A 24,202-nucleotide genomic window follows, 5' to 3' on the forward strand; every position below is an offset into this window, starting at 1 on the left:
CGAGGCCAGGTTCGGTCAAGCTAACGCTGCGAGGCACCGCAAGCCTGGGCAATCGACGAGATGGCCTGTGGCCCGCCCTCTGCGGTGAATTCGATCGTGCGTGCCTGCTTTGCGCTGCTGACGACGATCCGGTCGAAGGACAGCAGTGCGCTGAGCTCCTGCGAGGTCAGGACGTGCCCCTTGCCGGAACTGCCGGCCTCGACCGGGAAACGCGCGATCTGGCGACCTGCGCGATAGATTTCGGCAAAGTTGTCGCTGGTGTTGACCAGCGTCTGGAACTTTGCCGGATCGAAGGCGCGGTTCATGGCGACGCTGTTTGCCACCGAGCCGTTGGTGAAGGCGGCATGGAGACGGTTGCCATGACAGGTGATCTCGAAATTGAAGCTGGCGAGCGGGCTCTCGGGGAAGCCGACGGTCGAGGTTCCAGCGATGTACCGCCCCTTGGTCGGATCGGCGGCCAGCAGGCGCGGGGTGAAGCTCCAGCTGGTCTGTATCGGGCGGACGGGCGCATCGTCGGGCCGTGAGGGGATGATGCGGCTGGCAAGGATCTGCGGCGTTGCAGCGCAGGGCAGGGTGCCGGTCGCGGAAGCCGAGCCATTGCCGGTAAACCAGTAGGCCTGGCGTTCGCCGACGCGAACGGTTACTGACCGGGCCGAGCGGATGAGCGCAAATTGCTCCTTGGTGAGGTAGGCAGCAACGACATCGGCAGTACCACCGATGTCGAGCTGTGCCTTGTCCTCGAGCTCGACCAGGAATTCCGCATAGGCAGACTGTGATTCCACGGCGATCCTGAGCACTGCCGGGCGCAAAGCACTGATTTCGCGCAAGAGGCCGTCACGATCGCGCTTGCGGACTGAGCCGAAGACCAGGCGACGAGCGCGCGGATCGTTGCGATCGCACTGGACACCGAGCAGGGCCCCCGACTGGCTTGGATTGCCTTCGATCAGCGCCAGATCCTGGGCCTCGTTGATATACCAGCCATCGCGATCCTGGGCAGCAAGCGCGGTCGGCGCCGATGCTGCTGCGGCTGCAGTCAGCAGTGCATTACGCACGGTATGGTTCATGAAAGCCCCCTTGACTCATAACTTCTAGCCGAGCGTGTTAACCATTTCTGGTAGACCAAACTTTACCATGAGGTTACGCGAGAATACATAGTTGTCTGGCTGAAAGATTGCCGGGGTCACCCGAATTGCAGATTTTTGAGGATGCCCGGCCTGCGAGGCGGACAACATGCTGGTCCTTGTCGTACGCAAGTGGTGACCATGTGCACGGTGGTCTTCGGGTACTGGAAAGATGTCCAGGACAACGGCTTGGAATTACGTCCCCGGTTGGCCGGGCATTGGGCGATCAGCCCGGACAAATGGCGTGCGCCCGGGATCTGGCTCTGACCCGGCCGCGCCGATGGCCGCATCGCCTTCGCCGCAACCAATGCCCTGGGATCCTGCTATCGTGTGTCGCACCGCCTATGGTGAGGCGCGCAAGGCGCGATGAGCAGCCTGCGATGCCTGTCTCGCGGCCAGGCTCTTCGACCCGATCCCGGCGAGCTGCAAAGCCGTCCTGGGCAAGCGTCGACCTGATTGCCGAGCATTCTGCGAGTGCCTGTTGCTGGACAGTGCTGGTCCTGGCAAGACGATCGTGACATGTCGTTCTAGGGAGCGGGGCAGCCCGGCGTGGTGGGCAGAGCGCCCGAAGATGCGAGACGAGCCGGAGGCATCCCTTGCTGCACAGAGTTATTCGGACTGCCCATCGGCAGTCACCTGAGAATCGCTTTCCAGCAGCTCGGCCAGGACTTCCATAGCCGATGCAATGTGTATCCCGGGCAAGTGGGCACCGTGCGCGTCAATGATATCAAGAGCTTCCTGCAGCTTTGCGAACGCTTCAGACAACATTACGTAAGAGTCGGATTCGAAACTAATTTGTTGAATGACAGTGTCTTGCGGCACGCCGGATGAAGGCTTGTACCGAGGCCGCGAAGAGCCAAGCGGTGGCAGATGCGATGGTCTGCTCGAAGTCCTTGGCAAGTCGGCGATTTCGGTTGAGCCAGGCGATTGTCCTTTCGACAACCCACCGGCGGGGCAAGACTTCGAAGCCCTTGACCGTGTCGGAGCGTTTGATGATTGCGATCATCCAGCTACCCAAAGGCTTCAGGGCATCCTTCAGTTTCTGGCCAGCATATCCGCCATCAGCGAACACGTGCCGCAGCCAGGGAAACCGCTTGATGACGCCGCCCAAGACCATCGGAGCTCCATCGCGATCCTGAATGTCAGCGGTATGGACGACGGCGTGAACCAGATTGCCCTCGGTGTCGGTTAGGATGTGACGCTTGCGGCCTTTGATCTTCTTTCCAGCATCGTAGCCCCGAGGTCCGCCACTTTCAGTGGTTTTGACGCTCTGGCTGTCGATCACACCGGCGCTGGGCGAGGCCTCACGCCCCTGTGCTTCACGGACCAGCATAAGAAGGCCATGGTTCAAGGCCTGCCATAGCCCAGTATCGCGCCATATGTAGAACCAGCGTCGCACCGTTGAGACCGGTGGAAAGCAAGGTGGCAGCATTCGCCATGGCAGCCCACCCCGGAGCAGATAGAAGATGGCCTCAACAATCCGGCGCATCTCCCACTTCCGTGGTCGACCTGTCTTTGCTGGTGGAGGAAGAAGTGGCTCGAAGAAAGCCCATTCGGCATCGGTTAAATCTGTTGGTAAAGCTAGCATGCTTCGCGCATGGAGAGCGCGAGTGGTATCGGTCCACATCGTTGTATCCCAGGTAGTTTTTGGCGAAACCCCTGAATCAACGACTGGGCGGGTCGTCAAGCTAACCCACTGATACCACTCAACTTAGTTTCGGATCGGGCTCTTAGACCCAAATTGGAATAGTATGGTGAATTTGGCGTAAAGTCGTCTGCGCCGGGTCTTGCAGCGGCAGGCCGCGATGCGCGTTGTCGGCGATGGCGCTGCGGCACGGAAACCTGCGCTAAAAGTCATGTCACCATCACGACAGTTGGCATCGGCTTGTCCTGCAAGACACCGGGAATCGTCCGGCTGGATTAGCAGCAATTCCAAAGTGCGGGCTGCGACATTCCCGGCCATGCGCGGACAGATGCTTGCACGTTAGGATCTGTGGCAGCGATCAATGCAAGTATTTGAGTGTGGTGCTGGGGCGAATTGACCCAGGGCCGTTTGACTCAGGGCCTATTGACTTAGGGCCTTTTGCTTCAGGGTCTTGAACAATGCCGCCATTGCGCATCGATGGCGGCCGTGTCCCACGGAAGGCATCGATGCAGCTTGCGGATTCTCAGACCAGGTTCGCAAGGGACAGCTATAGTGGCCTGCGACTACGATGTTGCCCGATTGCGGATTGCCGGGAAAGGTTGACTGCGTAGAACCTCTTATGGAAAAGTCCTGTGGTTAATGGCTTAGTAATTCTACGCCGGGGCAGAAGGGGGCGAAGGAATGCAGCAGCTGGACCGCCGCAAGGTAGCAGACATTGCACAGATGTTGTTGCGCTGGTCCGATGGCGACCCCGATCAATTCGGGCTTGACTGTCAACCTTCGGGAGGTGGTGCGAGCGACGCTGGTCTTCTGGCAAGCGTCAAGGCAGAGTAGGTGCGTCGCAGCAACCGCCAAAAGCTGCTCGGGATTGGCCGGGATCTGTTCTCGGATCCTGCCTGGGACTTGCTGCTTGAACTCTATGTCGCTCGCCTGGGGCGCAAGCGCCTTTCGTCTTCGGCTATCGGGCTGGATGCAGGAATTGCTCAGTCGACAGCGCTGCGCTGGCTTACCTATCTTGTAAGCCTGGGCCTGGTTGAGCGTACGCAGGATCCCGCCGACAAGCGTCGGCAGTGGGTCGCGCTCAGTGAGAGAGCCGCAGAGGGCATGCGGCGCTGCTTCAGCTGACGCAGGACCGGTTCTCGCATGCGATGCAGAACCGGTCCGGCAAGGCGCTTGGCATGGGGCCGCTCGCGTAGTTGCGCCAGGAGGGATCGAGCAGGTCAGCTCTGGTAGATGCGGCAGGCAATGCGCCTGCATGCTGAAGTCCTGCCAGGCTCTTACTGGGCAAAGAAAAAGGTTTGCGGCAAGGGTGTGGCCTGCAGCAGGGGGGCTGCCTGAATCTGGGTTTGAGCAGGTGTCTGGCGCGCGGTGGCGATCGTCTCGATTGCCCGCTCGGCAAGGGCATGGCCCTCACCGGTAAGGGTCAGGCAGATACGGCGATTATCGCGCGTATCCTTGTGACGTTGGACCAGGCCGCCTGGTCGTGTCCCACGGGGTGGTGTAGGAACCGTCGATCCGCAGTAGGATCAGGTTCGGGTCAGGCAGCCAGAGCTGGCAGGCTGACAATGGGGTTATGGCTCACCGAGCCGAGGGTTTCCAGCGTCATGTAACGGCGTGACACCGCCCACTCATCATTCTGTTCCAGCATGAGTGCTCCGACGAGGCGGACGACGGCGGCGTCATTCGGAAAGATGCCGATGACATCGGCCCTTCGCTTGATCTCCTTGTTCACCCTTTCCAGCGGGTTGGTCGACGCGATCTGCGCCCAGTGCTCCTTCGGGAAGGTCATGTAGGCAAGCACGTCCTCGCGCGATCCGGCCATCATGTCGGCCAGCTTCGGGAACTTCTCGCGCAGGGCATCGGCGACCTGTTCCCATTGCTGGTGAGCCGCTTCAGCCGTTTCCTGCGCAAAGATCGTCTTGATCATGGCGATGACTGCCGGTCGCTGCTTAGGCGCGGCATGTGCCAGCGCATTGCGCATCCAGTGGACCCGGCAGCGTTGCTGGCTCGCGGCGAACACCTTGCTGGCGGCGGCGCGCAACCCCTTGTGGTCGTCCGCGATGACCAGCTTTACCCCGCGAAGTCCCCGGTCGGCGAGCGAGCGCAGGAAGGCTTTCCAGAAGGGTTCCGCTTCTGAAGGGCCGGTGGCAACGCCCAGAACCTCGCGCCGACCATCGGTGTTGACGCCGACGGCGATTATCGCCGCCGTCGAGACGATCCGCCCGCCCTCGCGGACCTTGAGGTAGGTGGCGTCGATCCACAGGTAGGGCCACTCGCCCTCGATCGCTGCAGGAAGGCGTTCACCCGTTCGTCGATCTCGGCCACCAGACGGCTCACCTGGCTCTTCGAGACGCCGCTGGCGCCCATCGCCTTGACCAGATCGTCGACCGAGCGAGTCGAGACACCGTGGACGTAGGCTTCCTGGATCACCGCCGCCAACGCCTTCTCAGCCGTGCGGCGTGGCTCAAGGAAGCTCGGGAAGTAACTGCCCTTCCTGAGCTTGGGGATCGCCAGCTCGATCCGGCCGGCCCGAGTGTCCCAGCCCCGTTCGCGATAGCCGTTGCGGTGGTTGAGCCGCGCCGGGCTGCGACTGCCCGCAGCCGCACCCGTTCTGGCCTCAATCTCCAGATCCATCATGCGCTCGGCGGCAAATGCCAGCATATCGCGCACCAAATCGCTGTCTGCCCCTTGCTCAATCAGCTCAACAAGGGCCATTCTGTCGTCGGTCATCGTCTTCTTCTCCAGGTTCGAGTTCGCATCCGAACCCTACCAGAAGATCGACGGTGGCCACCCTCTCAGAGAAACCTTCCTACACCACCCCGTGGGACACGACCAGGCCGCCTTCTTCGAGGATCTTTATCCAGCGCGTCATTGACGATGTGGGAAGGCCGGTATTGGCGGCTACGTCGCCCGGAGTGCGCAGTCTGGCCTGGCGCAGTCCGAGATAGACTTCGAGGAGGATATCGAGAGCCGGGTCGCATGGGAGCGGGCCTTGTGAAAACAGGGCGGCGAGCTTGCGGCGCAAAGCAAGTTCAGCCACCGCGATCGCGCTGGCAGAGGACTCGCGCGGCGACGATGCCTCGCTGGCAAGAGCGGCAAGACCGATGGTCGAGGACAGTTCGGTCATGGTAGTAACCTTGCACGGCGCATGCTGAAGATCCCTTCCGATCCGATGATGGAGTGTTCGGCAAGCTGCAGTCCGTTCTGGTCCATCAGGCGGTGGAAGATCGCCGTGGAGCAGATATCGGCCTGGCTGGGGCAGGCGTGACCGCCAGGATGATTGTGAGCAAGAACCAGGCTGTGGGCGTTAAGGCGCCGCGCCTTGTGCAGAAGACTGAGCGGGCGGATCAGGATGTGGGCGCGGCTCGCCGATTGGGCCAGGTCGCTGCCGACCAGCGCCCCGTCCTTGGCGAAGAAGAGCGTGAGCATCTGCTCGAGCGGCGCATTGGCGAGGCGCTGCACGAGATAGGCTCTGAGCCTGGGAGAAACGCCAGGATCGCCAGGGTTCGGGTGTTGTGCGCAAGGTGCCAGGAACCGGCTGCCGCACGGTTTGATGAGGTCAGCAGACCCGGCTGACGCGGTGCGAACAGCTCGCCCAGGCCATGGCGGGCGCGGGCAGGAAGGCGTCCTAGCGGCCGGGCGAAGCCGAGCCTGCCGACTGGCTCTGAGCTGACTGGCGTGCTGGTGCAGGTCGCGCGGCAAGCCAGGTGCCAAGCGCCAGGATCGCCAGCTGCACCCATGAGGGCGCACGCATCATCAAGGCGTAGGCGAAGGGCGCGTAGCTCGCATCGATCAGCCGTACGAAGTGCGAGAGGAATGCGATGAGCTGAGCGCCTGCAAGCCATAGCGGCCACCACTTTTCGGAAACGAGGGCGAAGCCGATCATGGCCATGAGGACAACCCCGTCGATCACGAGATAGCCAAGGTCAATCCGGTCGAACTGCCCGGCCTTGGTGCTGATCGCCGCGTAGACGGGCGAGGCGAACAACAGGAAGGCCATGAGAGCTGTACCCCCTTTCTCGGTCACGCCGGCGCGGCGCCAGGCGTAGACCGAGACGAGGGCCAGAAGGAGAATCTGCAGGGCGTAGCGCACCTTGCCTAGGTGCCTGCCTTGTCCTGCAGGTCAAGAGCGATCAGGCAGCAAGAGCTTCGTCGCTGCCGATTTCCAGCGCGCCCTTGATCGGCGGGCACTCGCCATAGTCGGCTGCCATGAGTTCCCGGCCGAGCGCAGCCAGTTCGCGATGGACACGCAGGAAGTCGCTGCTGGCGCTGACCAGGGCCTGCTGGCTCTGGATGAGCTTGGTGATCGCGACCTGGCCGGTGTGGGCTGGAACATCTCCGGCGGTGCGTGCGGCGAGCATGGTCTGGAGTACTGCCGATGTTGCCTGGAGGGCCTGGTCGATCGCCAGTTCGGCGGCCGGGATTTCGCGGGCAAGCCGCGTGGCGGCGACGGTCTTGGTCATGGTCATGGCTATTCCCCTGCCGCAGACAGCGGCGCAATCACTGACTGGCGGGGCGATTGCTTATCCGAGGAGCACCACGACGCTTTGGGTCACGCTCATTCCGATCAGGGCCACCACCACGATAAGCAGGGCAAAGACAATGATCAGGCCGAGGCGCACCAGCGGGCTCGCCGGGACCGCAAGGTCCCGGAGGCCGGGGTGGGGGGGCTGTTGCTCGGGCCATGGCAACGGATTCCCTGGCACAGGGCCGGGAAAAAGGCCTATGTCCTCGAACAAGAGCAGACCGCCCACCTCGTCCTCGCCATCCTCATCCGCGATTTGCCCGACGCTGGCGACCTGTGCAAAGCCACCTGTGGAATTCACACAGGTTCCCTTGAGCCGCGCATAGGCCAGAGCCGTATCGCCCCGGCGCGTTGTGCCAAGGCGCAGGCGTGCCGCAGCAAGTCGCTGATCGACGGCAGATGGCGATATGCCAAGAAGCCTGGCGATCTCCTTGTTGCTCTTGTGCTCGAGCAGGAGATCGAGGACCTCGCACTGCTTGGCCGACAGGCCGGCAAGTTCGCCGGACGCATTGTCCTCGCTGGCAACGGGGAAGTCGAGACGGGTGGCCATGGTGCAAGGTTAACAGAAATGCCCGGAAAGGGGAACGCAGGGCATGGTAAATTCTGTCTTAACTTGCACACTAGGCCTGCACGAGAGCTGGTCCTCGTAGGCCAGGCAGTTACTGACCGCGGATTTCGCTCAGCTTGCGCTCCCATGCCAGCGCATGGGAGACGATCGTATCGAGATCGTCGTAGCGCGGGACCCACGGCAGCTTGGCCTTGATGCGGCTGTTGTCGGAAATCAGCGAATCGGGATCACCGGCGCGGCGCCCCTGCATCTCGCGCACGATCTTGCGATTGGTGACGCGGTCGACTGCGTCGAGCACTTCGAGCACCGAGAAGCCGCGCCCGTAGCCACAGTTCATGGTCAGCGATTGCGTGGGCGCAGCGATGAGGGCCTCGAGCGCCAGGACGTGCGCTGCGGCAAGATCAGAGACGTGAATGTAATCGCGCACGCCGGTGCCATCGGGTGTGTCGAAATCGCTGCCGAACACGCCGACCGAGGCGCGTTTGCCCAGGGCTGCCTCGACCGCGACCTTGATCAGGTGGGTGGCGCCAGCGGTAGACTGGCCGGTGCGGGCCTCGGGGTCGGCGCCTGCGACGTTGAAGTAGCGCAGCACGCAGTAGTTGAGCGGATGGGCAGCCGAAACGTCGGCCAGCATGGTCTCGGTCATCAGCTTGGACGTGCCGTAGGGATTGATCGGCCGCTTGGGGCTGTCTTCGGTGACCGGCGAGACTTCGGGGATGCCGTAGGTCGCGGCAGTGGAGGAAAAGATGAAATGCGGCACGCCTGCCGCAACCGCAGCGGCAATGAGCGCGCGGCTCTTGGCGGTGTTGTTGTGATAATACTTGAGCGGGTTCCCGACCGATTCAGGGACGATGATCGACCCGGCAAAATGCATGACGGCGCGGATGCCCTGTTCGGCAAAGATGCGCGCCAGAAGGTCGCCGTCCTCGATGTCGCCCTCATAGAAGGCGACGCCTTCGGGCACGGCGAAGCGGAAGCCGGTGGTCAGATTGTCGATGACCGCGACCGGATAGCCCGCATCGCTCAGCGCCAGAACGGCATGACTGCCGATATAGCCTGCGCCGCCGGTGACGAGTACGGGAACTTTCGACATTGAAATGAATCTCCAAACATTGATGCACCAACGTCAGGTTCGTGTGGCTATGGCAGAACCTGCCGTCTTCAACCGGTGACGCTAGCTATCCGGTCACAGGCGCATTGCAAACGGATTGACGACAGACTTCGGACCTTGGGCGTGTCCGGCGCTCCGCCAACATGCTGAACTGGCGCCCGAACGCATAGCCTCACTTGCTTCTCAACCAAGAGACCTCCATGCCGTTGCAGCGAGGGCTGATGATCGTCTATGACCCTGCGACAGATGCGCGTGCCGGGTGGCCTTGGCGGCGACTGCTGCGGGTCCAAAGGTGGGATGGGCCGGCGGTACCGTTGAAGGATCTGCATCCGGCATGGCTACAACTGCACAGACCTGACTTGCAGCCAGTCGAGGCCATGGGGAAGACCGGCGAAGTGAGATCCCACCCGCTGACAGGCTCTTGGCGGGATGCGTAAGAGCAGCGGGTCACAGGCGCTTTCGTGAGGCCGAGCTCAAGGGCGAGCCGCCGGGTTCATGTCCTTGTCTTGCTTCGCGCTCGCCCCAGCACTCTGACATCAAGGGTGCGATCGGGCATCATGCTTGCGTAACGCTCCTTGACATGTGCCAGTTGCTCCTTGGCGGCATCATCGCTTTCCGGAGTGTCGATCGCTATCCGGGCTATGACGAGGCCATCTGCGGGATCGCTGACACAGATGAACGGGTGGGTTGCCTGTTCGGCAAGGGCATCAAGGTCAAACCCGTCGGCAAGTGTCCAATGGTTGCCGGAGCGGGAATGAATAGGCCGGTGGCAGTAGCGACAGGTGCCAACGAAATACTCGTCGTCGCGTGTCCGGGATCTGCGCGCAGGGGAATGTGCTCGGGTGAACCAGCACTGGGTCAGGGTGGGTGAGGACGCAGGCCGAATGGTCATGAGGCCATGATCGGATAGTCGTGGTTAGCCCTGCGTTTGCAGCGCTATCAGGCCTTTTGCTTAGCCGGTTGCGGCGGACGCGCATGACCGACTGAACTAAAGATAAGATGATGTTCATGATTTAGTCAGCACCGACAGCGATGACGATCCGGACGTGCTGCCATGCCCGGGGATGAGTTTTTGCTCGTCTCCTGGCAGGGCGATGTACCAGATAATGCAAAAGAATACAGACACTTGACGATGGTGCAGCCAAGTCTACAATGCTGCGTCCTGCCCCGGGCAGAAACCAACAAGGGACCGGCGGGTTGTGGATGGGGGCGCACTGAACGAGTAATATTAAGCAGTTGCCATTGGTTGTGCAGTGCGGTAATTCAAGCCCACAGGTCGCAAACTGATTCTGGAATGGAGACCGTTATGAAGATCAAGTCTATGATTGCCGCTGCCGCTGCTGCGGCGATGCTGACTGCTCCTGTGGCGGCCAATGCCGGCACGACTGCGGCTGCATCGCTCAATGGCGTAAAGCCCGTCCTCAGCAGCAAGGAAGTCCGTGCGTCGCGCTCGGTGAAGCGTGAAAACGGCATTTCGGCTGCTGGCTACGTCATTGGCGCGCTTGCTCTTGGCTTTGCCACCTACGGTATCGTGAAGGCTATCGACAAGTCGAACGGCTGAGCGAAACCTGATACAAGGAAAGGTTGGTCGGCTTGATCGGCCAGCCTTTTTTTGCGCCTGCAGATTGCTGCCGATGGCGCATTTCCGGCTCTGCGAGATAGAGACATTCTGATTGGGAGAGCTTTGGTTTGCAGCGCATTCCTAAGGTTCGGCAAGCTCGGCTGATCGCAATCCTGGCAGTGTCGCTTGTTTTGGGTGGGGGCGGCGTTCCTTACCCGTTGCCCAATATGCTGGTGCAACTTGTCGTCCTTGGTATCTTGCTTTGGCCCGCAAGAGCGCCAGAAACCGCGCTGCAGTTTGCAAAGTTGGACCGCGCGTTGCTTGTCCTGATTGCGATCACTGTCGCACTGCCAGTCTTGCAAGTCATCAAGTTGCCTCCGGAGCTGTGGACAAAGCTTGCCGGTCGTGAACTTGTGCTGGCCTCTTTGACGGCTGCAGAAATGCCCGATGCATGGATGTCGTTCTCGGTTGATCCTGCCCGGACAATGATGGCGGCATTGAGCCTGATCCCTGCGGTGGGTGCTGCGCTTCTGGTGGCCAATGCATCGGTTCGCGATCGCAGCTTCGTGCTCAAGAGCCTGGCTGCAATGGGCCTGTTCATGGTTCTGCTTGGCACTATCCAACTCTCGTCGGGCAACCGCATTCTCATTCCCTACGACCAGATCCGCAACCCGCACCAGCTCCACGGTTTGTTCGCCTATCATAACCCTGCAGGCCTGTTTCTCGATATCTGCCTGCTCATCGTCATCCTGCTCCCGCAGCAATTGCGCGCGCGTAATCTGGACCTTGGCCTGCGCATCGGGATTGGTCTCATGTTGGCGATTGCGGTGGTGCTGACCCAGTCGCGATCGTCGCTTGCGCTTGCGATCGTTCCTTGCGCGGCGCTGGCATGGCGGGTTGGACAGTCCCTTCTCGCTCGCAAGGGCCGGTTGAAGGAGGCGGGCCACCGAGCCGTGGTCGGTGGCACTGTGTTGGTGATAACCTGTATCGCCTCTGTAAGCTTGCTCCTGAGCAACACGCGAGTGCAGCAGGCACTCAGCCGGTTCGACGATCTTCAGGACGCACGCGTTGCGATCTGGCAAGATTCGTGGAGCGCTTGGCAGGCATTCTGGCCAGCAGGAGCCGGCACCGGGACATTCACGACCGTCTTCCCGATATATGAGTCACTCGAAAATCTCGTTCCGGCCGTAACAAACCGCGCACATAACGACTTCCTTGAACTTGGCATCGAAAGTGGCATCGTCGGATATGCCGTTCTGCTTTGCTGGGTTGCATTTCTGCTGGTGCGCCTTTTCACTGAGGCCGTGAATGACGAGCATCGAGCACAAAAAGTGATCTGCGCCACAGCTTTCGTGATGATTGCAGGGCAGGCACTGATCGACTACCCCCTTCGCAATGAAGCCATGCTGGCGATTGCTGGCTTGCTGGTCGGCTTGCTGACCCGGCCACCCGAGTATGAAGGAAAGCAGACTTGAAGGTTCAACCTGTCACGCTGTCGGCGTTGCTCATTCTTACGCTCTCAGGTTGCTATTCGCCCGCCGCATATCTGCCGCGCGGCGAGGATGCGTACAAGATGGTTCCAGCGGCAGACCCCGGCAAGGGCCCTGCGCAGTACCGCATCGGCCTGCTTGATACGCTTTCGATCCGCACATTTCAGGAGCCTGATCTCTCGTTCGAGAAGATCCAGGTCGATGCCGGCGGCAATATCAACTTCCCACTGGTCGGCACGGTTCGGGTGGTAGGCAAGTCCCCGATCGAACTCAGCCGTGAGCTGGAGAAGGGCTTGTCCGCACGATACATCGTCAATCCGCAGGTCGTGGTTGGCGTGGAAACCTCCGCCGCACAGCGCGTGGTGGTTGAAGGCAACGTGATCGAACCGGGCGTCTACGAAGTATCGGGCTCATCCAGCCTTATGGAATCGATTGCCCGGGCCAAGGGGCTCACGCGCGTTGCGCAAGTCAACGAAATCGTCGTGTTCAGGCAGATCAACGGACAACGCATGGGTGCCGTTTTCAATCTCAAGGATATCCGTGAAGGCCGCGCGCAGGATCCCGAGATTCTCGGCGGCGACCAGATTGTCGTCGGCTTCAATGCCATCAAGGGCGCCTATCGCGACTTCATCGCTGCCGCGCCCATCTTTAACGTTTTCCGGAATTTCTGATCATGGCGGGTGACTTTTCATTGCGGGGCAAGGCATTGCAAGCGGGCGGACAGCCTCCCGAGTATCAGCAAGTCGACATCGACGAACCCATGTTCGCGATTGATTTTCGGCGAATCCTGAACCTGCTGCGGCGTGAAGCCCTGTGGATCGCAGGAATCGTGGCAGCGGCAGTGGCGCTTGGCGTCATCGCGACCTTGTTGATGACGCCAATCTACACCGCAACGGCATCGGTCCTGGTAGAGCAGCAGGCCGATCAGATTCTCGAAGGCAGTGAACTCACGCCAGCGGCATCATATCAGGATGCAGACCGGTTCCTGCAAACCCAAGTGGACGTTCTCAACAGTCGCTCTTTGGCCACCCGTGTCGTTCAAGCTGAAAAGCTTGCGACAGATCCTTCCTTTTTCGAAGCCGTAAAGGACAAGCTGCCGGAAGCTTCCGACCTGCCGTCTGACCTCTCGGGCAAAAAGGCGCTCGATGATTATCGACTTGAGCAGGCAATCGAGCTCTTACAGAAGAACCTCGCGATTAACCTTCCCAGAGAAAGCCGGGTCATATCGATTGGCTTTCAGTCAGCTAACCCCGCACTTTCAGCGAAAATCGCAAATTCAATTGCGCAGCGCTATATAGAAGGCAACCTCAACCGCAAGTTCGAGAGCTCGTCCTATGCTCGCGACTTTCTGGCGCAACAGTTACAGGACGCGCGGAATAAGCTTGAGGCTTCCGAGCGCGAACTGAACGGGTATTCGCGTGCAGCAGGCCTGATCCGCGTGGCAGGTCAGGGGGTCAACGCCGACCGCGAAACCACTTTGTCGGTCACCAACGAGAGCCTCGTCCAAGCGAACTCGGCGGCCAACCAGGCGGCTGCGGAGCGCGCTGCAGCAGAGGATCGCTGGCAAGCGATTGCCAATGTGCCTGTGCTGACAACGCCACAAGCTCTCGCCAATCCTGCAATGCAGGCGATGATCAAGCAAAAGGCTGAGATCGACGCACAATTGGCAGCAGCCCGAGCGCGATACCTGGATGACTACCCTTCAGTGCTCGCCCTGAAAACGCAGTCCGCACGTGTCGAAGAGCAGATCCAGGCGCTGGGCAATGGCATCAAGCGTTCGGTCTATCTTGATTATCGCGCCGCACTTGAAAAGGAGAAGACGCTTCAAAGCGAAGTGGCCGCGCTCAAGGGGGCTGCGCTTACAGAACAAGATCGCGGCGTGCAATATAATGTTCTCAAGCGTGTCGCGGAGACCAACCGATCATCGTACGATGCGTTGCTTGAGCGTTACAACCAGCTGACTGCCACGGCTGGGGCATCGGCAAACAACGTGTCCGTCGTCGATGTTGCTGAGGTGCCCTCTGAACCGACGGCGCCCAGTTTTCCAAAAAACATTGCCATTGCCCTGCTGCTGGGAATTGGTGCTGCAGCAGCTTTTGTGTTTCTGAAAGATCACTTTGACGACACAATTCGCTCGCCCCTCGATGTCGAGAGCAAGCTTGGCGTGCCAATGCTTGGTCTGATCCCTCATGTCGGTAGTGCTGCCGACGGTACAGCACTGGATCAGGTGAGGAGCGATCCCAAGCTGCCGATCAGCGAAGCCTACGTTTCGTTGGTGACCAATCTCAATTATGCAACGGCCAATGGCGTCCCCTCATCCATCGCAGTCACCAGTTCGCAAGCTTCGGAAGGCAAATCCACGACCGCCAATGCTATTGCGATTGATCTTGCCCGACTTGGCCGAAAGGTGCTGCTGATCGACGCAGACATGCGGCGCCCGACGTTGCACCGGATCAAGGACAAGAAGCTACAAAACGGGCTTTCCGATGTGCTCAGCGGAAATGCGCAGCTCGCTGACGTAGTGCACCTGGATAGCGAAGAGGCCGGATTGTCTTTCGTTCTGGCAGGACCAAGGCCGCCGGAGGCATCCATCTTGCTTGGAAGCGGACGCTTGAATGCGTTGATTGAGGAAGCTTGTAGCCTCGCGGAAGTGGTCATTGTGGACTGCCCACCAATGCTGGGACTGTCGGATACGGCTTCGATCGCTGCCCACGTTGAAGCTGTGCTGATCGTGGTCGATTCCTCGCAAGTGCACCGGGGCGCAGTGAAGGCGGCACTGCGCCGACTGAGCCTTGTAAATGCCAAAATCATTGGGGCGGTATTGACCAAGTTCGACCCGAAGACAGCAAATTCAGATTATGGCTATTATGGCTATAGCTACTACAGTTACGGCTCGGAGGAGACTTGACGTTTGTTTGGTGCTGGACGAATGCGGATACTCGAGCGAATTGTGGTGTTCTGCCTACTGTCAGTTTTAATGCTTGGCCTGACAGTTGACTCTGTTTCGGCCAAAATAGGAATCAACGCCTTTTTTCTGCCAGCGCTTTTAATGTCGAAGACCCTTCCAGAAGCAAGTCTGGACAAGCTGGCAAGCGGTCGAGATATGGAAGCGATAGACATCGCGCGCTTGGCGATAGTGAAGCAGCCGCTGTCCGTCGAGGCTTTGTCAGTGCTGAGTCGAAGTAGCGCTGTATTGAATCCTGAAATGTCGTCAGAATCGCTTGTGCAGGCAGCGACGCTCGGTTGGCGCGATGTCGCTGTGCAAGCTGCAGTGATCGAGACAGCGACTTTAGCTCAGAATTGGGCTGCCGTAGGGCCAAGGCTGGTTGCGTTGACACGGTTGGATAGGCTGGATGCTATCGAGAGAGGGGGCTTTCTCTCCGCAGACGCGCAAGACTATACTTCGCAAGTAACGCATGCATTTTCTGACGACGGATCAAGTTGGCTCAAGTTTGCTATGTGGCTGCGGACTACTGGCCAAAACAAAGATAGTGAATATTTTCTTGGTTCAGCTCCTTCCTTCAATCGCGAGGATGAGTGCTTCCAGCTAGGGCAAATTGCCAATGATTTTGCCCGCGAAAATGAAATTCAATTTGCTGCTCAATTAGTCAGTACCCGCTGTCAAAACTTTTTGACGTCTGCTTCGGGCGAAGTGTCAATAGATCAAAACTTCGGTAATAATCGGCGGGGACCTTTTGAATGGAAAGTGACAGATCAGCCAGGTATCATATATAATATCAAATCAAAAGACGGCAAGAGCATATTAGAAGTAGTAAATTCCGATCCTTTCTCGCGCTTGATTGCAAGCAAGGTTTTTGCGGGAAAAGATGTTATTGTGCGAGATATTATGTACTCATCTAGTATAAATTCAGGAAAAATGGAAGTGCGCTCTTTAGATTTGTCGTTTTCTTGTATTGATGGCGGTGGGGCGGCACCGAATTCAGGCCTTAGGTTTAAGCTAAAGGATGTGGATCGCTGTGATTTTGTCCGTGTCAAATTCAGGCTTCCAACTGGTCGCTTCCAGCTTTGGGTGAATTAGGCTGTTGATTGTCACTGAGAAGTGACCCGGGATTTACATCGAGAACAGAGGTGGCCTGGAGAATCTGCACAGCGTGATAAGTGGATTTTCTGCCTGACGGCGGCCAGTGTGGCGGCATGACAGGAGACGAGATGAGCAGACGACCCCGCCGGAACCACAGTCCGGCGTTCAAGGCGAAGGTGGCGCTGGCCGCCGTGAAGGGTGAGAAGACGCTGGCCGAGCTGGCGCAGTTGTTCGACGTACACCCGAACCAGATCACGACGTGGCGCACGCAGTTTCTGGAAGGGGCGGCCGGAGTTTTCGGCGCAGACAGCGCCGCGGAAGCGGCCGAGCCGGCGGTCGACGTGAAGACACTGCACGCCAAGATCGGCGAGTTGACGCTGGCGAACGATTTTTTGGCCGGCGCGCTCGGCAAGGCCCAAGTTGGACAGTGACGTTGGAACAGGTGTCGAACATTGCTTCGTAAGTGATTGAATTTGCGTGATGTGGATTTGGCGCGGAGATTGGGTGTAGTAACAACATTTGCGCTGAACGTGGTGTTTCTGTGGAGTATTGTGCAGGTCGGCGATAACAACACATGCATGTTTGTTGTCGAACGAGTCGCCCGGGGCCACCGCTACCTCTATCTCGTCGAAAGCGTGCGCGAGGGTAAGGTCGTTCGTCAGCGCACCATCAAGGCGCTGGGCCGCAAGGATGCTCTTGCCGCCAGTGGCGAACTGGACAGGCTGGCAGCTTCGATTGCCCGGCACGCCGAACGCAGCATCATCCTTTCCGACATCGATGATGGCAAGATAACCGCCCACCGCATCGGCGGCCCCTTGCTGTTTGGCCGGTTGTGGCAGCGGCTTGGTGTCGATGCCGTGCTGGCCGAGGTGGCGGCAGGGCGTGGATTTGGCTTTGATGTCGAACGCGCGGTTTTCGTTGCCATGTTGCACCGGCTGTTCGTGTCAGGCTCGGACCGGGCGTGCACCGACTGGATGAAGAGCTATGCCATCGACGGAGTTGAGGATCTGGCGCTCCATCACTTCTACCGTGCCATGGCCTGGCTGGGCGAGGAGATCGAGGAGAAGGCTGAAGGCGCGTTGGCACCCCGATGCGTGAAGGACGTGATCGAGGAGAAGCTGTTCGACAGGCGCCGGGACCTGTTCACGGATCTGAGCCTCGTGTTCATGGATACCACCTCACTATCGTTCTACGGCGCAGGCGGTGACACGCTGGGGCGGCGTGGTCATTCCAAGGATCACCGGCCCGAGCTTGCGCAGATGATCCTGGCCGTGGTGATCGATGCCCAGGGGCGGCCGATCTGCACCGAGATGGTGCCGGGCAATACGGCCGATGTGAAAGTCCTCCTGCCCATCGTCACGCGCCTGCGTACGCGCTTCGGGATTACCCGGTCCTGCGTCGTGGCCGATCGCGGCATGATCAGCGCCGACACTATTGCCGCACTCGAAGAGCTGGGCATGGAATACATCCTCGGCGCCCGCGAGCGATCAAGCAGCGTCATCCGCGATGTCGTGTTGAACGACACTGCTCCGATGGTTCCGCTCGTGCTCGAGCGGCAGGCAGGCGAGACCCAGCTGTGGGTCAAGGAGGTCCGTGTCGGCAGCGGCAAGGACACCCAGCGTTACATCGTCACGCTGAACGAGGCCGAAGCCAAGAAGGACAAGGCGGACCGTCAGGCCATCATCGACGGGCTCCAGGCCCAGCTCAAGAAGGGCGACAAGGCGCTGGTCGGTAACTCGGCCTATCGGCGTTATCTCAAAGCCAGCGGCAAGAGCTTCGAAATCGATCTGGGCAAACTCGCCGACGAGGCCCGCTTCGACGGCATCAGTGTCCTGCGCACCAATGCCCGGATCACCCCGCTTCAGGCCGTCATCCGCTATCGAGACTTGCTACAGGTCGAAGCCCTGTTCCGCGTGGCCAAGGCCAGCTTCGATACCCGGCCGATCTTCCATCAGTCCGATGCCGCGATCCGCGGCCATGTCTTCGTCTCGTTCCTTGCCCTGACGCTCGCCAAGGAACTGACCCGGCTATGCCAGGACAAGGGCTTCCAGCCCGAATGGCAGCCGCTTCTCAACGATCTCGATCGTCTCCAGCAGGCCACCATCGAAAAGGATGGCAAGGCCATTACCACACGCACGCACGTCACAGGTGACGTGGGCAACGTCTTCAAGGCTGTCGGCATCGCACTCCCAGCCAACATTGCTGAGCAGACCGCAACGTAAGCTCCGCCGCGCGTTCGCGCGTCCCACACATCAGCCGCAAAATGTAGTGGTAACACCCGCGCACACTCGCGTATCCTATTGATATAAAATCCGTTCTATGAAGGCACTGTTCAACTTGGGCAAGGCAGGACTGTTGCCGAGCGCAAAACGATGATCGACCGTTCGCACAGCCTGCCTGTGGCGCGGCAGGCACGGGAACTGGGGATCAGCCGGGGCAGCGTCTACTATCTGCCCCGGCCGATGCCCGACGAAAACTGGCCATCTGGCGCTATGATTACAACAATGTCCGGCCTCACTCATCGTTGGGGAACCGGACGCCTGCACAAGCGCGTCGAGCCTTCGTGCAGGACGAGATCATTATGCCCGACGCGCTTGTGCAGGCGTCTGGGCCATCGTATTTAACCGCTGGACTCTCGTTATGATCGAGGGACTGCCGGGGGGCAGGTCACCGCCGATATTGGGCCTCTCTCCGGTCGGGCTACGCCCGCCCTGCGTGACGCCCAATATCGGCAATTCAGGAAAGCAACCTGGCGGACGATCCACTTACCAAACGCCGATCGCTGTTCAGACCAACCGAGCCACCTCTCAGCAGCCTGCTAATTCGTCCATGGCGGAAAGTAGCCAAGCGCTCGCAGCTCGGTGGAATCGCGGGCGAAATGGCGGGTGAGCGCTGCGCGCGTTTCGACGGACATCTCAAGACCGTCGTCGGAATCAGGCCTGACGTTCCAGAGTTGAAGCATATGCTTTAGCCGCCGCGGCAGAATGCCAATGAGAGCAGGTACCAGCCGGTCAATTACCTTGATCCGCCGAAGCGGCCGTAACACCGATAGCTTTGTCCGGGAACCACCCTTAAGAAAGGTCTTGCCGAGATTAGGCGAGACCCAACCGCTGTCGGCCCCGATGAATTCGAGCATTGTGGCAAGCACTTCGCGAGGCCTCGCCTCTAGATCAGCGGTATAAAGAACTAATACGTTACTCCGCCCAAATAAATTTATCCATGGTTGCAGTAGGCGGCTGTATTCGCTCCAGACAAGGCAGCACTGTGCCTCGTTTGCGTCGATATGCGGCAATGATCGGGCGACTTTGAGCGACTCTGGCTTCATCCATTCGCGAGCTGCTTCTTCAAAGGACGATGTGATCTGACCTCTACGCAGGCACATCCTGTAATGAGAATAGGCCCGTGAAATCGGCTCTCGCAGTATGGCAATGATCCGAGCTGACGGAAATAAGCGATTTACGGTGTCGGCTGCGAACGGAGTGCTCATGTATTGAGGCGAGCATTTGCCAATTAATCTTCCTCCAGTCGCGCCATATTCATGGTCCACGTGATTGAACCAAGCACTCTCAGTAACGTCCGCCAAATGAAAAAAGGGGGCTTCTTTCTCGATGGGCAACGCGATGCCAGGATGGTCCTTCAGCAGCTCGTGCAGTGTTGTCGTTCCACTTTTTTGGGCACCGATGATGACAAAATCAAGATTGCGGGTCACGATTTGTCATCCCGACGTAGGCCGCTCTTATTCATAGGATCACCTTCGCTCCCTTGATCACATGAAGATTAGACTAGATTAGCGGCCGAATGCGTCCCGCGCCTCCAGAATCGCCAGCGTGCGCTCAACCACGCGGTCAGAACGAGGGAAAAGCCGATGCTCAATCCAACAAAAAAACGTCAAAGGTCTACACCTCAACTCTTTAACCGCCAGGGAAGTCGGACTACCCAACAAAAAGGATTGATGCATGTTTGCGTTGGCCATCTGCCGTAGTGTTTGACACGATCTCATTTAAATTGTCACGAAAAATTCGGTAGCCGAAACACATGTCTCACAAAACAAGCCATAACCTGAGCCTTGCGCTGCAGTTTCTGGCGACGAGTTACGATGTAGGTAAGGTAGAAAATGATCGAACGCACAGAATAGCCCAAAATGACTGCGCCGCGCAGAAGTATGTAGCCCGCCCGCGAACCGATTTGGCGATAGCGAAAGGCTACGTCGTCCAACCATTTGACGGAGGCGAAAGCCTTGCCGCGCTCGCGCTGTGTAGCACCTTGAAGATGTAGTACTGAATTGCCGGGCAGATAATGAACTTGCCAGCCGCCGTCGCGCATCCGCGTGCACCATTCGATATCTTCGCCGTACATGAATACCTCTTCGTCCAGCCCTCCAAGCTGCGCGATCACCTCCATGCGGACAAGCATGCACGCACCGCAAACCCAGTCGACCGGTAGACTCGCTCGGTCAAGCAGGCTAGGATTGGTGAGATAAAGGCTGGGAAGAGCAGGGAATAGCCGCTGCATCATAAAGGCGTGCGCCACGACGGTGCCGAGTGAAATACGCCAACCAGCATCGCCAACCTGATGACTGCCGTCTTCATGAATTAGACGCGGTCCAACTGCGGCCACCCTTGGGTTCTTATCCAGATAATCCGCGAGCCGATCAATGATCGTCGAGTCGTCGATGAATGCATCCGGGTTGAGCAATAGTATGTACTTGCCCGAGCAATGCTCGAACGCACGATTGTTGCCACGCGCAAAGCCAAGGTTGTCAGGGCTGTTGATCATCCGAACATCTGGATACTGCGCGCGAACGTGATCACCGATCACATCGCAGCTTGCATTTTCCCAAACTACGATTTCCAGATCTGGGCGGTTGATGAACGGAGCGAGGCATCGATCTATAAACGGTAGCGACCGGTATGTCACGACAACAATACTGATACGAGGCTCTGCGTCCGGCCGACAATTTCGACCGCTTGTGTCGTTTGTCATCGTGTAGCTTCTTCCAGCACCGCGACGAGCTCCATGGCCGCTTTGTTCCATGAAAAGCGAGCAGCTTGCTCTAGCCGGTCCGCAAGCGAAGGTGCTTGGACTGCATCTCCAGCAAAATGCCGCGCGATCCTGGCAGAAAGCCAGTTCCGCGCACCGGGTTCGTCAGGGTTGAAATATTCGACGAGATGGCCGCCAACTTCGGGCAGTACGGTTCGATCCGACGACAGCACTGGCAGACCGAATAAAGTTGCGTCCAGCAACGGTAGGCCGAAACCTTCGGCGCTGCTGGGATAGACGAACAGATCAGCCCCTCTGTACAACTCGATTAGTCGCTCATCATCTAGGCCTGTGACGACCCTGATGCGCGGATCGTCAGGCAAGCGATAATCATAGCCAAGATCCCGTGATCCAACGCAGACCAGCGACACGTCGGCTGGGGCCCCACGGACGAAGGCTTCGGCCAACAGTGCGATGTTTTTTCGTTGCTCCATGCGCCCAACGGCAAGCACATAGCGCTCCGGTGAGGGCGTACGTGGTTCGAAATAGACCCGTTCGGGAAATGATGGGCCGTTGCGCGCAACGCGCAGCTTCTGCGAAAGCCACGGAAAGCAATCGCGAATACTCGCTGCCGTATACTCGCTCACCGCAATAATCCGCCATGCGCTCATCATCGAGAGGGCGAAGAACAACATCGCCCGTAGTCGGAACCCAATCGGAAAATATTTTCCGTGTGTGAAGGGAAGCAAGTCATGAATGAAGACGACCGAGCGACCGGGCAATGGCGAAATGTAGTTAAAAACGCCAATGTCGATCGCTTCTTTGCGGAACAGGAGAGGAAATTCACGCAAGAGGCGCCGGATCGGAGAATGGCTGACGAGCGCGCGATATGCATAACCCGCCTCGCCGACGGCTAGGCGGGCTTCTTCGGGATCGTTCGAAAAGACCACCATTTTGTGCCGCCCGTTAGCGACGGCCATTGCTTTGAGCAGGTTGGTGAGTGTAGTCTTGGTACCTTGGTGCTTACCTGTGAGCACATGTCCATCAATGCCGATCCGCACAACCGCCCTTTCCGAATTCAGCCGATGAAGTTTTGCAAAGCTGCACGCAATCGGCGCAATGACCCGAACCGCTGGCATCGCGGACTTGCAGGAGATTCTGGCCCGCGGGCGCCATCCACTGATATCCACACCGAACCCAAATCATTACAGCCATCTTTCGCCCACTATCACACTGCGTGCCTAATACCAAGGCGCGCTGAGTCGGACTCACGCCGGGGATTCCCAAGCGGATGAAAATCTGATTCGACGTTGCAGGCACATGGAGGCTTGCGATGGCGGCAGCGATTGGGGTTCGATCTGACTACACATCGTTGGATTTGCGTGGGTTTGCGCGACGAAGTGGCGATGCCGATCAGGTCCGGCGTCTGTTGGCTGTTGCACTGATCCTGGACGGCAGGAGCCGTAGCGAAGCGGCGAAGATTGCCGGCGTGACGCTGCAGATCGTGCGCGACTGGGTTCTGCGCTTCAACGAGGGAGGTGCCGATGGTCTGGCAACGCGCAAGGCTCCGGGGCGGGCTTCGATCCTGAGCGATGAGCAGCGCGCGCGGCTTGCCGAGATCGTCGAGGCTGGGCCAGTTCCTGCAGCGCATGGGGTAGTACGCTGGCGGCTGTGCGATCTGGCGCAGTGGATCTGGGACGAGTTCGAGTTGTCGGTCACACGCCATACCCTCGGGCGCGAGCTTCGCGCTATGGGCTACCGCAAGCTCACGGCCCGGCCACGCCACCGTGGCCAGAGGAGCGATGACATTGCCGATTTTAAGAAAGGTGGACGGTTCGAAAAACTCTGGAGTTTGGTGACCTGACCTGATTCACTGCCCTTGCGGATGAGCGGAGGCGATGATGGCGGGACAGCCCGGTTTCTTTGATCTTTCGAACCGGTACGAGGCCTTGAGCGCAGCGGGTGATCCGTTGGAGCGTCTGTCCGGGGTGGTCGACTTTGAGGTTTTCCGGGGGCCATTGATCGCCGCTCTGCGCCGCAGTGTTCGTGGCAAAGGCGGGCGGCCGCCGTTTGACCCGGTGATGATGTTCAAAATTCTGGTGCTGCAGGCGCTCTATTCGCTTTCGGACGAAGCGACGGAATTCCAGATCAAGGATCGCTTGTCGTTCCAGCGCTTCCTGGGCCTTGGGCTCGATGGCACGGTGCCGGATGCAACGACGGTGTGGCTGTTCCGCGAGCGCTTGGTGCAAGCCAAGGCAATCGACAAGCTCTTCGCCCGCTTCGATGCCGCACTGACCGACCGGGGCTATCTCGCCATGGGCGGCCAGATCATCGATGCTACCGTTGTGCCTGCCCCCAAGCAGCGGAACACCGACGAGGAGAAGGCAGCGATCAAGGACGGCCGGATCCCGGAGGTATGGAAGGCAAAGCCAGCCCGGCTCCGTCAGAAGGATCGCGATGCCCGCTGGAGCGTGAAGTACACCAAGGCCAAGGTGAAGGAGGGTGCCGATCCCAAGGCCTTCAAGCCGGTCGATCTCGCCATCCCGATGTTCGGTTACAAGAACCACGTGGGCATCGACCGGGCTCACGGGTTGATCCGGACCTGGGATGCCAGCGCCGCCAATGCCCATGACGGCGCCCGGTTGCCGAATCTGATCAGCACGAACAACACCGGTTCGGGCGTCTGGGCTGATACCGCCTACCGGTCGAAGAAAAACGAAACCTTTCTCGAGAGGGGCATGTTCAAGAGCCACATCCACCAGCGCAAACCGAACCGCCGCGCCATGCCTGAGCGCGTTGCCAGAGCAAACGCAAAGCGATCGGCCATCCGCTCGGCAGTCGAACACGTCTTCGACGGCCAGAAACACCGTATGGGGCTCGTCGTGCGCACCATTGGCATTGCCCGCGCCCGCATCAAGATCGGCATGGCCAACCTTGCCTATAACTTCCAGAGGCTCGCCTGGCTTGAGGGGCGTAGTGCGCCTGCATAACGCGAAAACCTCGTTCGGAAGTCGGATCCACCAAGGAAATCAGCGGATCAGCAACCCAAGCCTGGAGCTCGCCACCCGCTCCTGTGCCATCACATCGCAATTACGCCAAAATCAGACGGTTCTTCGAGCTGAGTTAATCACTGCTCTGCGCCGTCGATGTGCGTCAGAA

General features: G+C 59.2%; 22 protein-coding genes and 3 pseudogenes. 12 read left to right on the forward strand and 13 right to left on the reverse strand.

Annotated elements, in window-relative coordinates; all coding sequences use genetic code 11:
• Positions 1-20: 20 nt before the first annotated feature.
• The 3 genes from AC3WLM_RS19590 to AC3WLM_RS19600 all read right to left on the reverse strand — a co-directional run bounded on the left by AC3WLM_RS19590 (position 21) and on the right by AC3WLM_RS19600 (position 2,748).
• Complete coding sequence (locus AC3WLM_RS19590; RefSeq protein ID WP_492478538.1) at positions 21-1,064, reverse strand: hypothetical protein; 1,044 nt, start codon at positions 1,062-1,064, stop codon at positions 21-23.
• Between the two features lie 666 nt (positions 1,065-1,730).
• On the reverse strand, positions 1,731-1,889 hold the full coding sequence (locus AC3WLM_RS19595; RefSeq protein ID WP_492478539.1) for a hypothetical protein: 159 nt from the start codon (positions 1,887-1,889) through the stop codon (positions 1,731-1,733).
• Positions 1,890-1,911: 22 nt separating this feature from the next.
• A complete protein-coding gene (locus tag AC3WLM_RS19600) occupies positions 1,912-2,748 on the reverse strand; it encodes an IS5 family transposase (protein ID WP_066554070.1) in 837 nt (278 codons plus the stop codon).
• 852 nt (positions 2,749-3,600) lie between these two features.
• On the opposite strand from AC3WLM_RS19600, the gene AC3WLM_RS19605 reads away from it, so the two are divergent.
• Positions 3,601-3,891, forward strand: coding sequence for a MarR family transcriptional regulator (locus tag AC3WLM_RS19605; RefSeq protein WP_492478540.1), 291 nt, complete (start codon positions 3,601-3,603; stop codon positions 3,889-3,891).
• 412 nt (positions 3,892-4,303) lie between these two features.
• On the opposite strand, the pseudogene AC3WLM_RS19610 reads toward AC3WLM_RS19605, so the two are convergent.
• The 7 genes and pseudogenes from AC3WLM_RS19610 to galE form a co-directional block, all read right to left on the reverse strand.
• A pseudogene (locus AC3WLM_RS19610) lies at positions 4,304-5,496 on the reverse strand (IS256 family transposase).
• Positions 5,497-5,575: 79 nt separating this feature from the next.
• Positions 5,576-5,893: a hypothetical protein gene (locus tag AC3WLM_RS19615; protein ID WP_492478541.1), complete on the reverse strand. Its 318-nt coding sequence runs from the start codon at positions 5,891-5,893 to the stop codon at positions 5,576-5,578.
• On the reverse strand, positions 5,890-6,480 hold the full coding sequence (locus tag AC3WLM_RS19620) for a JAB domain-containing protein (protein ID WP_492478542.1): 591 nt from the start codon (positions 6,478-6,480) through the stop codon (positions 5,890-5,892). Before AC3WLM_RS19620 ends, AC3WLM_RS19615 begins: the two co-directional genes overlap by 4 nt.
• Positions 6,395-6,859 carry a hypothetical protein gene (locus AC3WLM_RS19625; protein WP_492478543.1) on the reverse strand — a complete coding sequence of 155 codons (465 nt, stop codon included), beginning with the start codon at positions 6,857-6,859 and terminating at the stop codon, positions 6,395-6,397. The genes AC3WLM_RS19620 and AC3WLM_RS19625 overlap by 86 nt, the downstream gene beginning before the upstream one ends.
• Positions 6,860-6,899: 40 nt before the next feature.
• Positions 6,900-7,235: a hypothetical protein gene (locus AC3WLM_RS19630; RefSeq protein ID WP_118074911.1), complete on the reverse strand. Its 336-nt coding sequence runs from the start codon at positions 7,233-7,235 to the stop codon at positions 6,900-6,902.
• A gap of 54 nt (positions 7,236-7,289) precedes the next feature.
• On the reverse strand, positions 7,290-7,841 hold the full coding sequence (locus AC3WLM_RS19635; protein WP_492478544.1) for a helix-turn-helix domain-containing protein: 552 nt from the start codon (positions 7,839-7,841) through the stop codon (positions 7,290-7,292).
• A 109-nt stretch (positions 7,842-7,950) separates the two neighbouring features.
• Positions 7,951-8,952, reverse strand: a complete 1,002-nt coding sequence (gene galE, locus AC3WLM_RS19640) for a UDP-glucose 4-epimerase GalE (RefSeq protein WP_492478545.1) — start codon at positions 8,950-8,952, stop codon at positions 7,951-7,953.
• 598 nt (positions 8,953-9,550) lie between these two features.
• Here galE and AC3WLM_RS19645 point away from each other — a divergent pair.
• The 9 genes and pseudogenes from AC3WLM_RS19645 to AC3WLM_RS19685 all read left to right on the forward strand — a co-directional run.
• Positions 9,551-9,841 carry a hypothetical protein gene (locus tag AC3WLM_RS19645; protein ID WP_492478546.1) on the forward strand — a complete coding sequence of 97 codons (291 nt, stop codon included), beginning with the start codon at positions 9,551-9,553 and terminating at the stop codon, positions 9,839-9,841.
• Positions 9,842-10,276: 435 nt separating this feature from the next.
• Positions 10,277-10,531 carry a hypothetical protein gene (locus tag AC3WLM_RS19650; protein ID WP_168905583.1) on the forward strand — a complete coding sequence of 85 codons (255 nt, stop codon included), beginning with the start codon at positions 10,277-10,279 and terminating at the stop codon, positions 10,529-10,531.
• 128 nt (positions 10,532-10,659) lie between these two features.
• Entirely contained in the window at positions 10,660-12,006 is a 1,347-nt protein-coding gene (locus tag AC3WLM_RS19655; protein WP_492478547.1) for an O-antigen ligase family protein, read from the forward strand.
• Complete coding sequence (locus tag AC3WLM_RS19660) at positions 12,003-12,692, forward strand: polysaccharide biosynthesis/export family protein (RefSeq protein ID WP_492478548.1); 690 nt, start codon at positions 12,003-12,005, stop codon at positions 12,690-12,692. The genes AC3WLM_RS19655 and AC3WLM_RS19660 overlap by 4 nt, the downstream gene beginning before the upstream one ends.
• Before the next feature lie 2 nt (positions 12,693-12,694).
• A complete protein-coding gene (locus AC3WLM_RS19665; protein ID WP_492478549.1) occupies positions 12,695-14,929 on the forward strand; it encodes a GumC family protein in 2,235 nt (744 codons plus the stop codon).
• A gap of 21 nt (positions 14,930-14,950) precedes the next feature.
• Complete coding sequence (locus AC3WLM_RS19670; protein WP_492478550.1) at positions 14,951-16,060, forward strand: hypothetical protein; 1,110 nt, start codon at positions 14,951-14,953, stop codon at positions 16,058-16,060.
• A gap of 131 nt (positions 16,061-16,191) precedes the next feature.
• Positions 16,192-16,478 (forward strand): annotated as a pseudogene (locus AC3WLM_RS19675) (transposase); the annotation flags it as partial.
• 163 nt (positions 16,479-16,641) lie between these two features.
• A complete protein-coding gene (locus AC3WLM_RS19680) occupies positions 16,642-18,285 on the forward strand; it encodes an IS1634 family transposase (protein ID WP_492476953.1) in 1,644 nt (547 codons plus the stop codon).
• 239 nt (positions 18,286-18,524) lie between these two features.
• Positions 18,525-18,707: pseudogene (locus AC3WLM_RS19685) on the forward strand (integrase core domain-containing protein); the annotation flags it as partial.
• Between the two features lie 174 nt (positions 18,708-18,881).
• Here AC3WLM_RS19685 and AC3WLM_RS19690 read toward each other — a convergent pair.
• The 3 genes from AC3WLM_RS19690 to AC3WLM_RS19700 form a co-directional block, all read right to left on the reverse strand.
• Positions 18,882-19,772 carry a sulfotransferase family protein gene (locus AC3WLM_RS19690; protein ID WP_492478551.1) on the reverse strand — a complete coding sequence of 297 codons (891 nt, stop codon included), beginning with the start codon at positions 19,770-19,772 and terminating at the stop codon, positions 18,882-18,884.
• A gap of 299 nt (positions 19,773-20,071) precedes the next feature.
• On the reverse strand, positions 20,072-21,046 hold the full coding sequence (locus AC3WLM_RS19695; protein WP_492478552.1) for a glycosyltransferase family 2 protein: 975 nt from the start codon (positions 21,044-21,046) through the stop codon (positions 20,072-20,074).
• Entirely contained in the window at positions 21,043-22,104 is a 1,062-nt protein-coding gene (locus AC3WLM_RS19700; RefSeq protein WP_492478553.1) for a glycosyltransferase family 4 protein, read from the reverse strand. Before AC3WLM_RS19700 ends, AC3WLM_RS19695 begins: the two co-directional genes overlap by 4 nt.
• Before the next feature lie 272 nt (positions 22,105-22,376).
• Between AC3WLM_RS19700 and AC3WLM_RS19705 the strand changes: the two genes are divergently transcribed.
• Together AC3WLM_RS19705 and AC3WLM_RS19710 are read left to right on the forward strand one after the other, a co-directional pair.
• Positions 22,377-22,907, forward strand: a complete 531-nt coding sequence (locus AC3WLM_RS19705) for a helix-turn-helix domain-containing protein (RefSeq protein ID WP_492478554.1) — start codon at positions 22,377-22,379, stop codon at positions 22,905-22,907.
• A gap of 37 nt (positions 22,908-22,944) precedes the next feature.
• Positions 22,945-24,033 (forward strand): IS5 family transposase, encoded by a 1,089-nt coding sequence (locus AC3WLM_RS19710; protein WP_492478555.1) that lies wholly within the window; start codon positions 22,945-22,947, stop codon positions 24,031-24,033.
• The last annotated feature ends 169 nt before the right edge of the window (positions 24,034-24,202 follow it).

Source organism: Novosphingobium sp. FW305-C-30-35 (assembly GCF_058783135.1).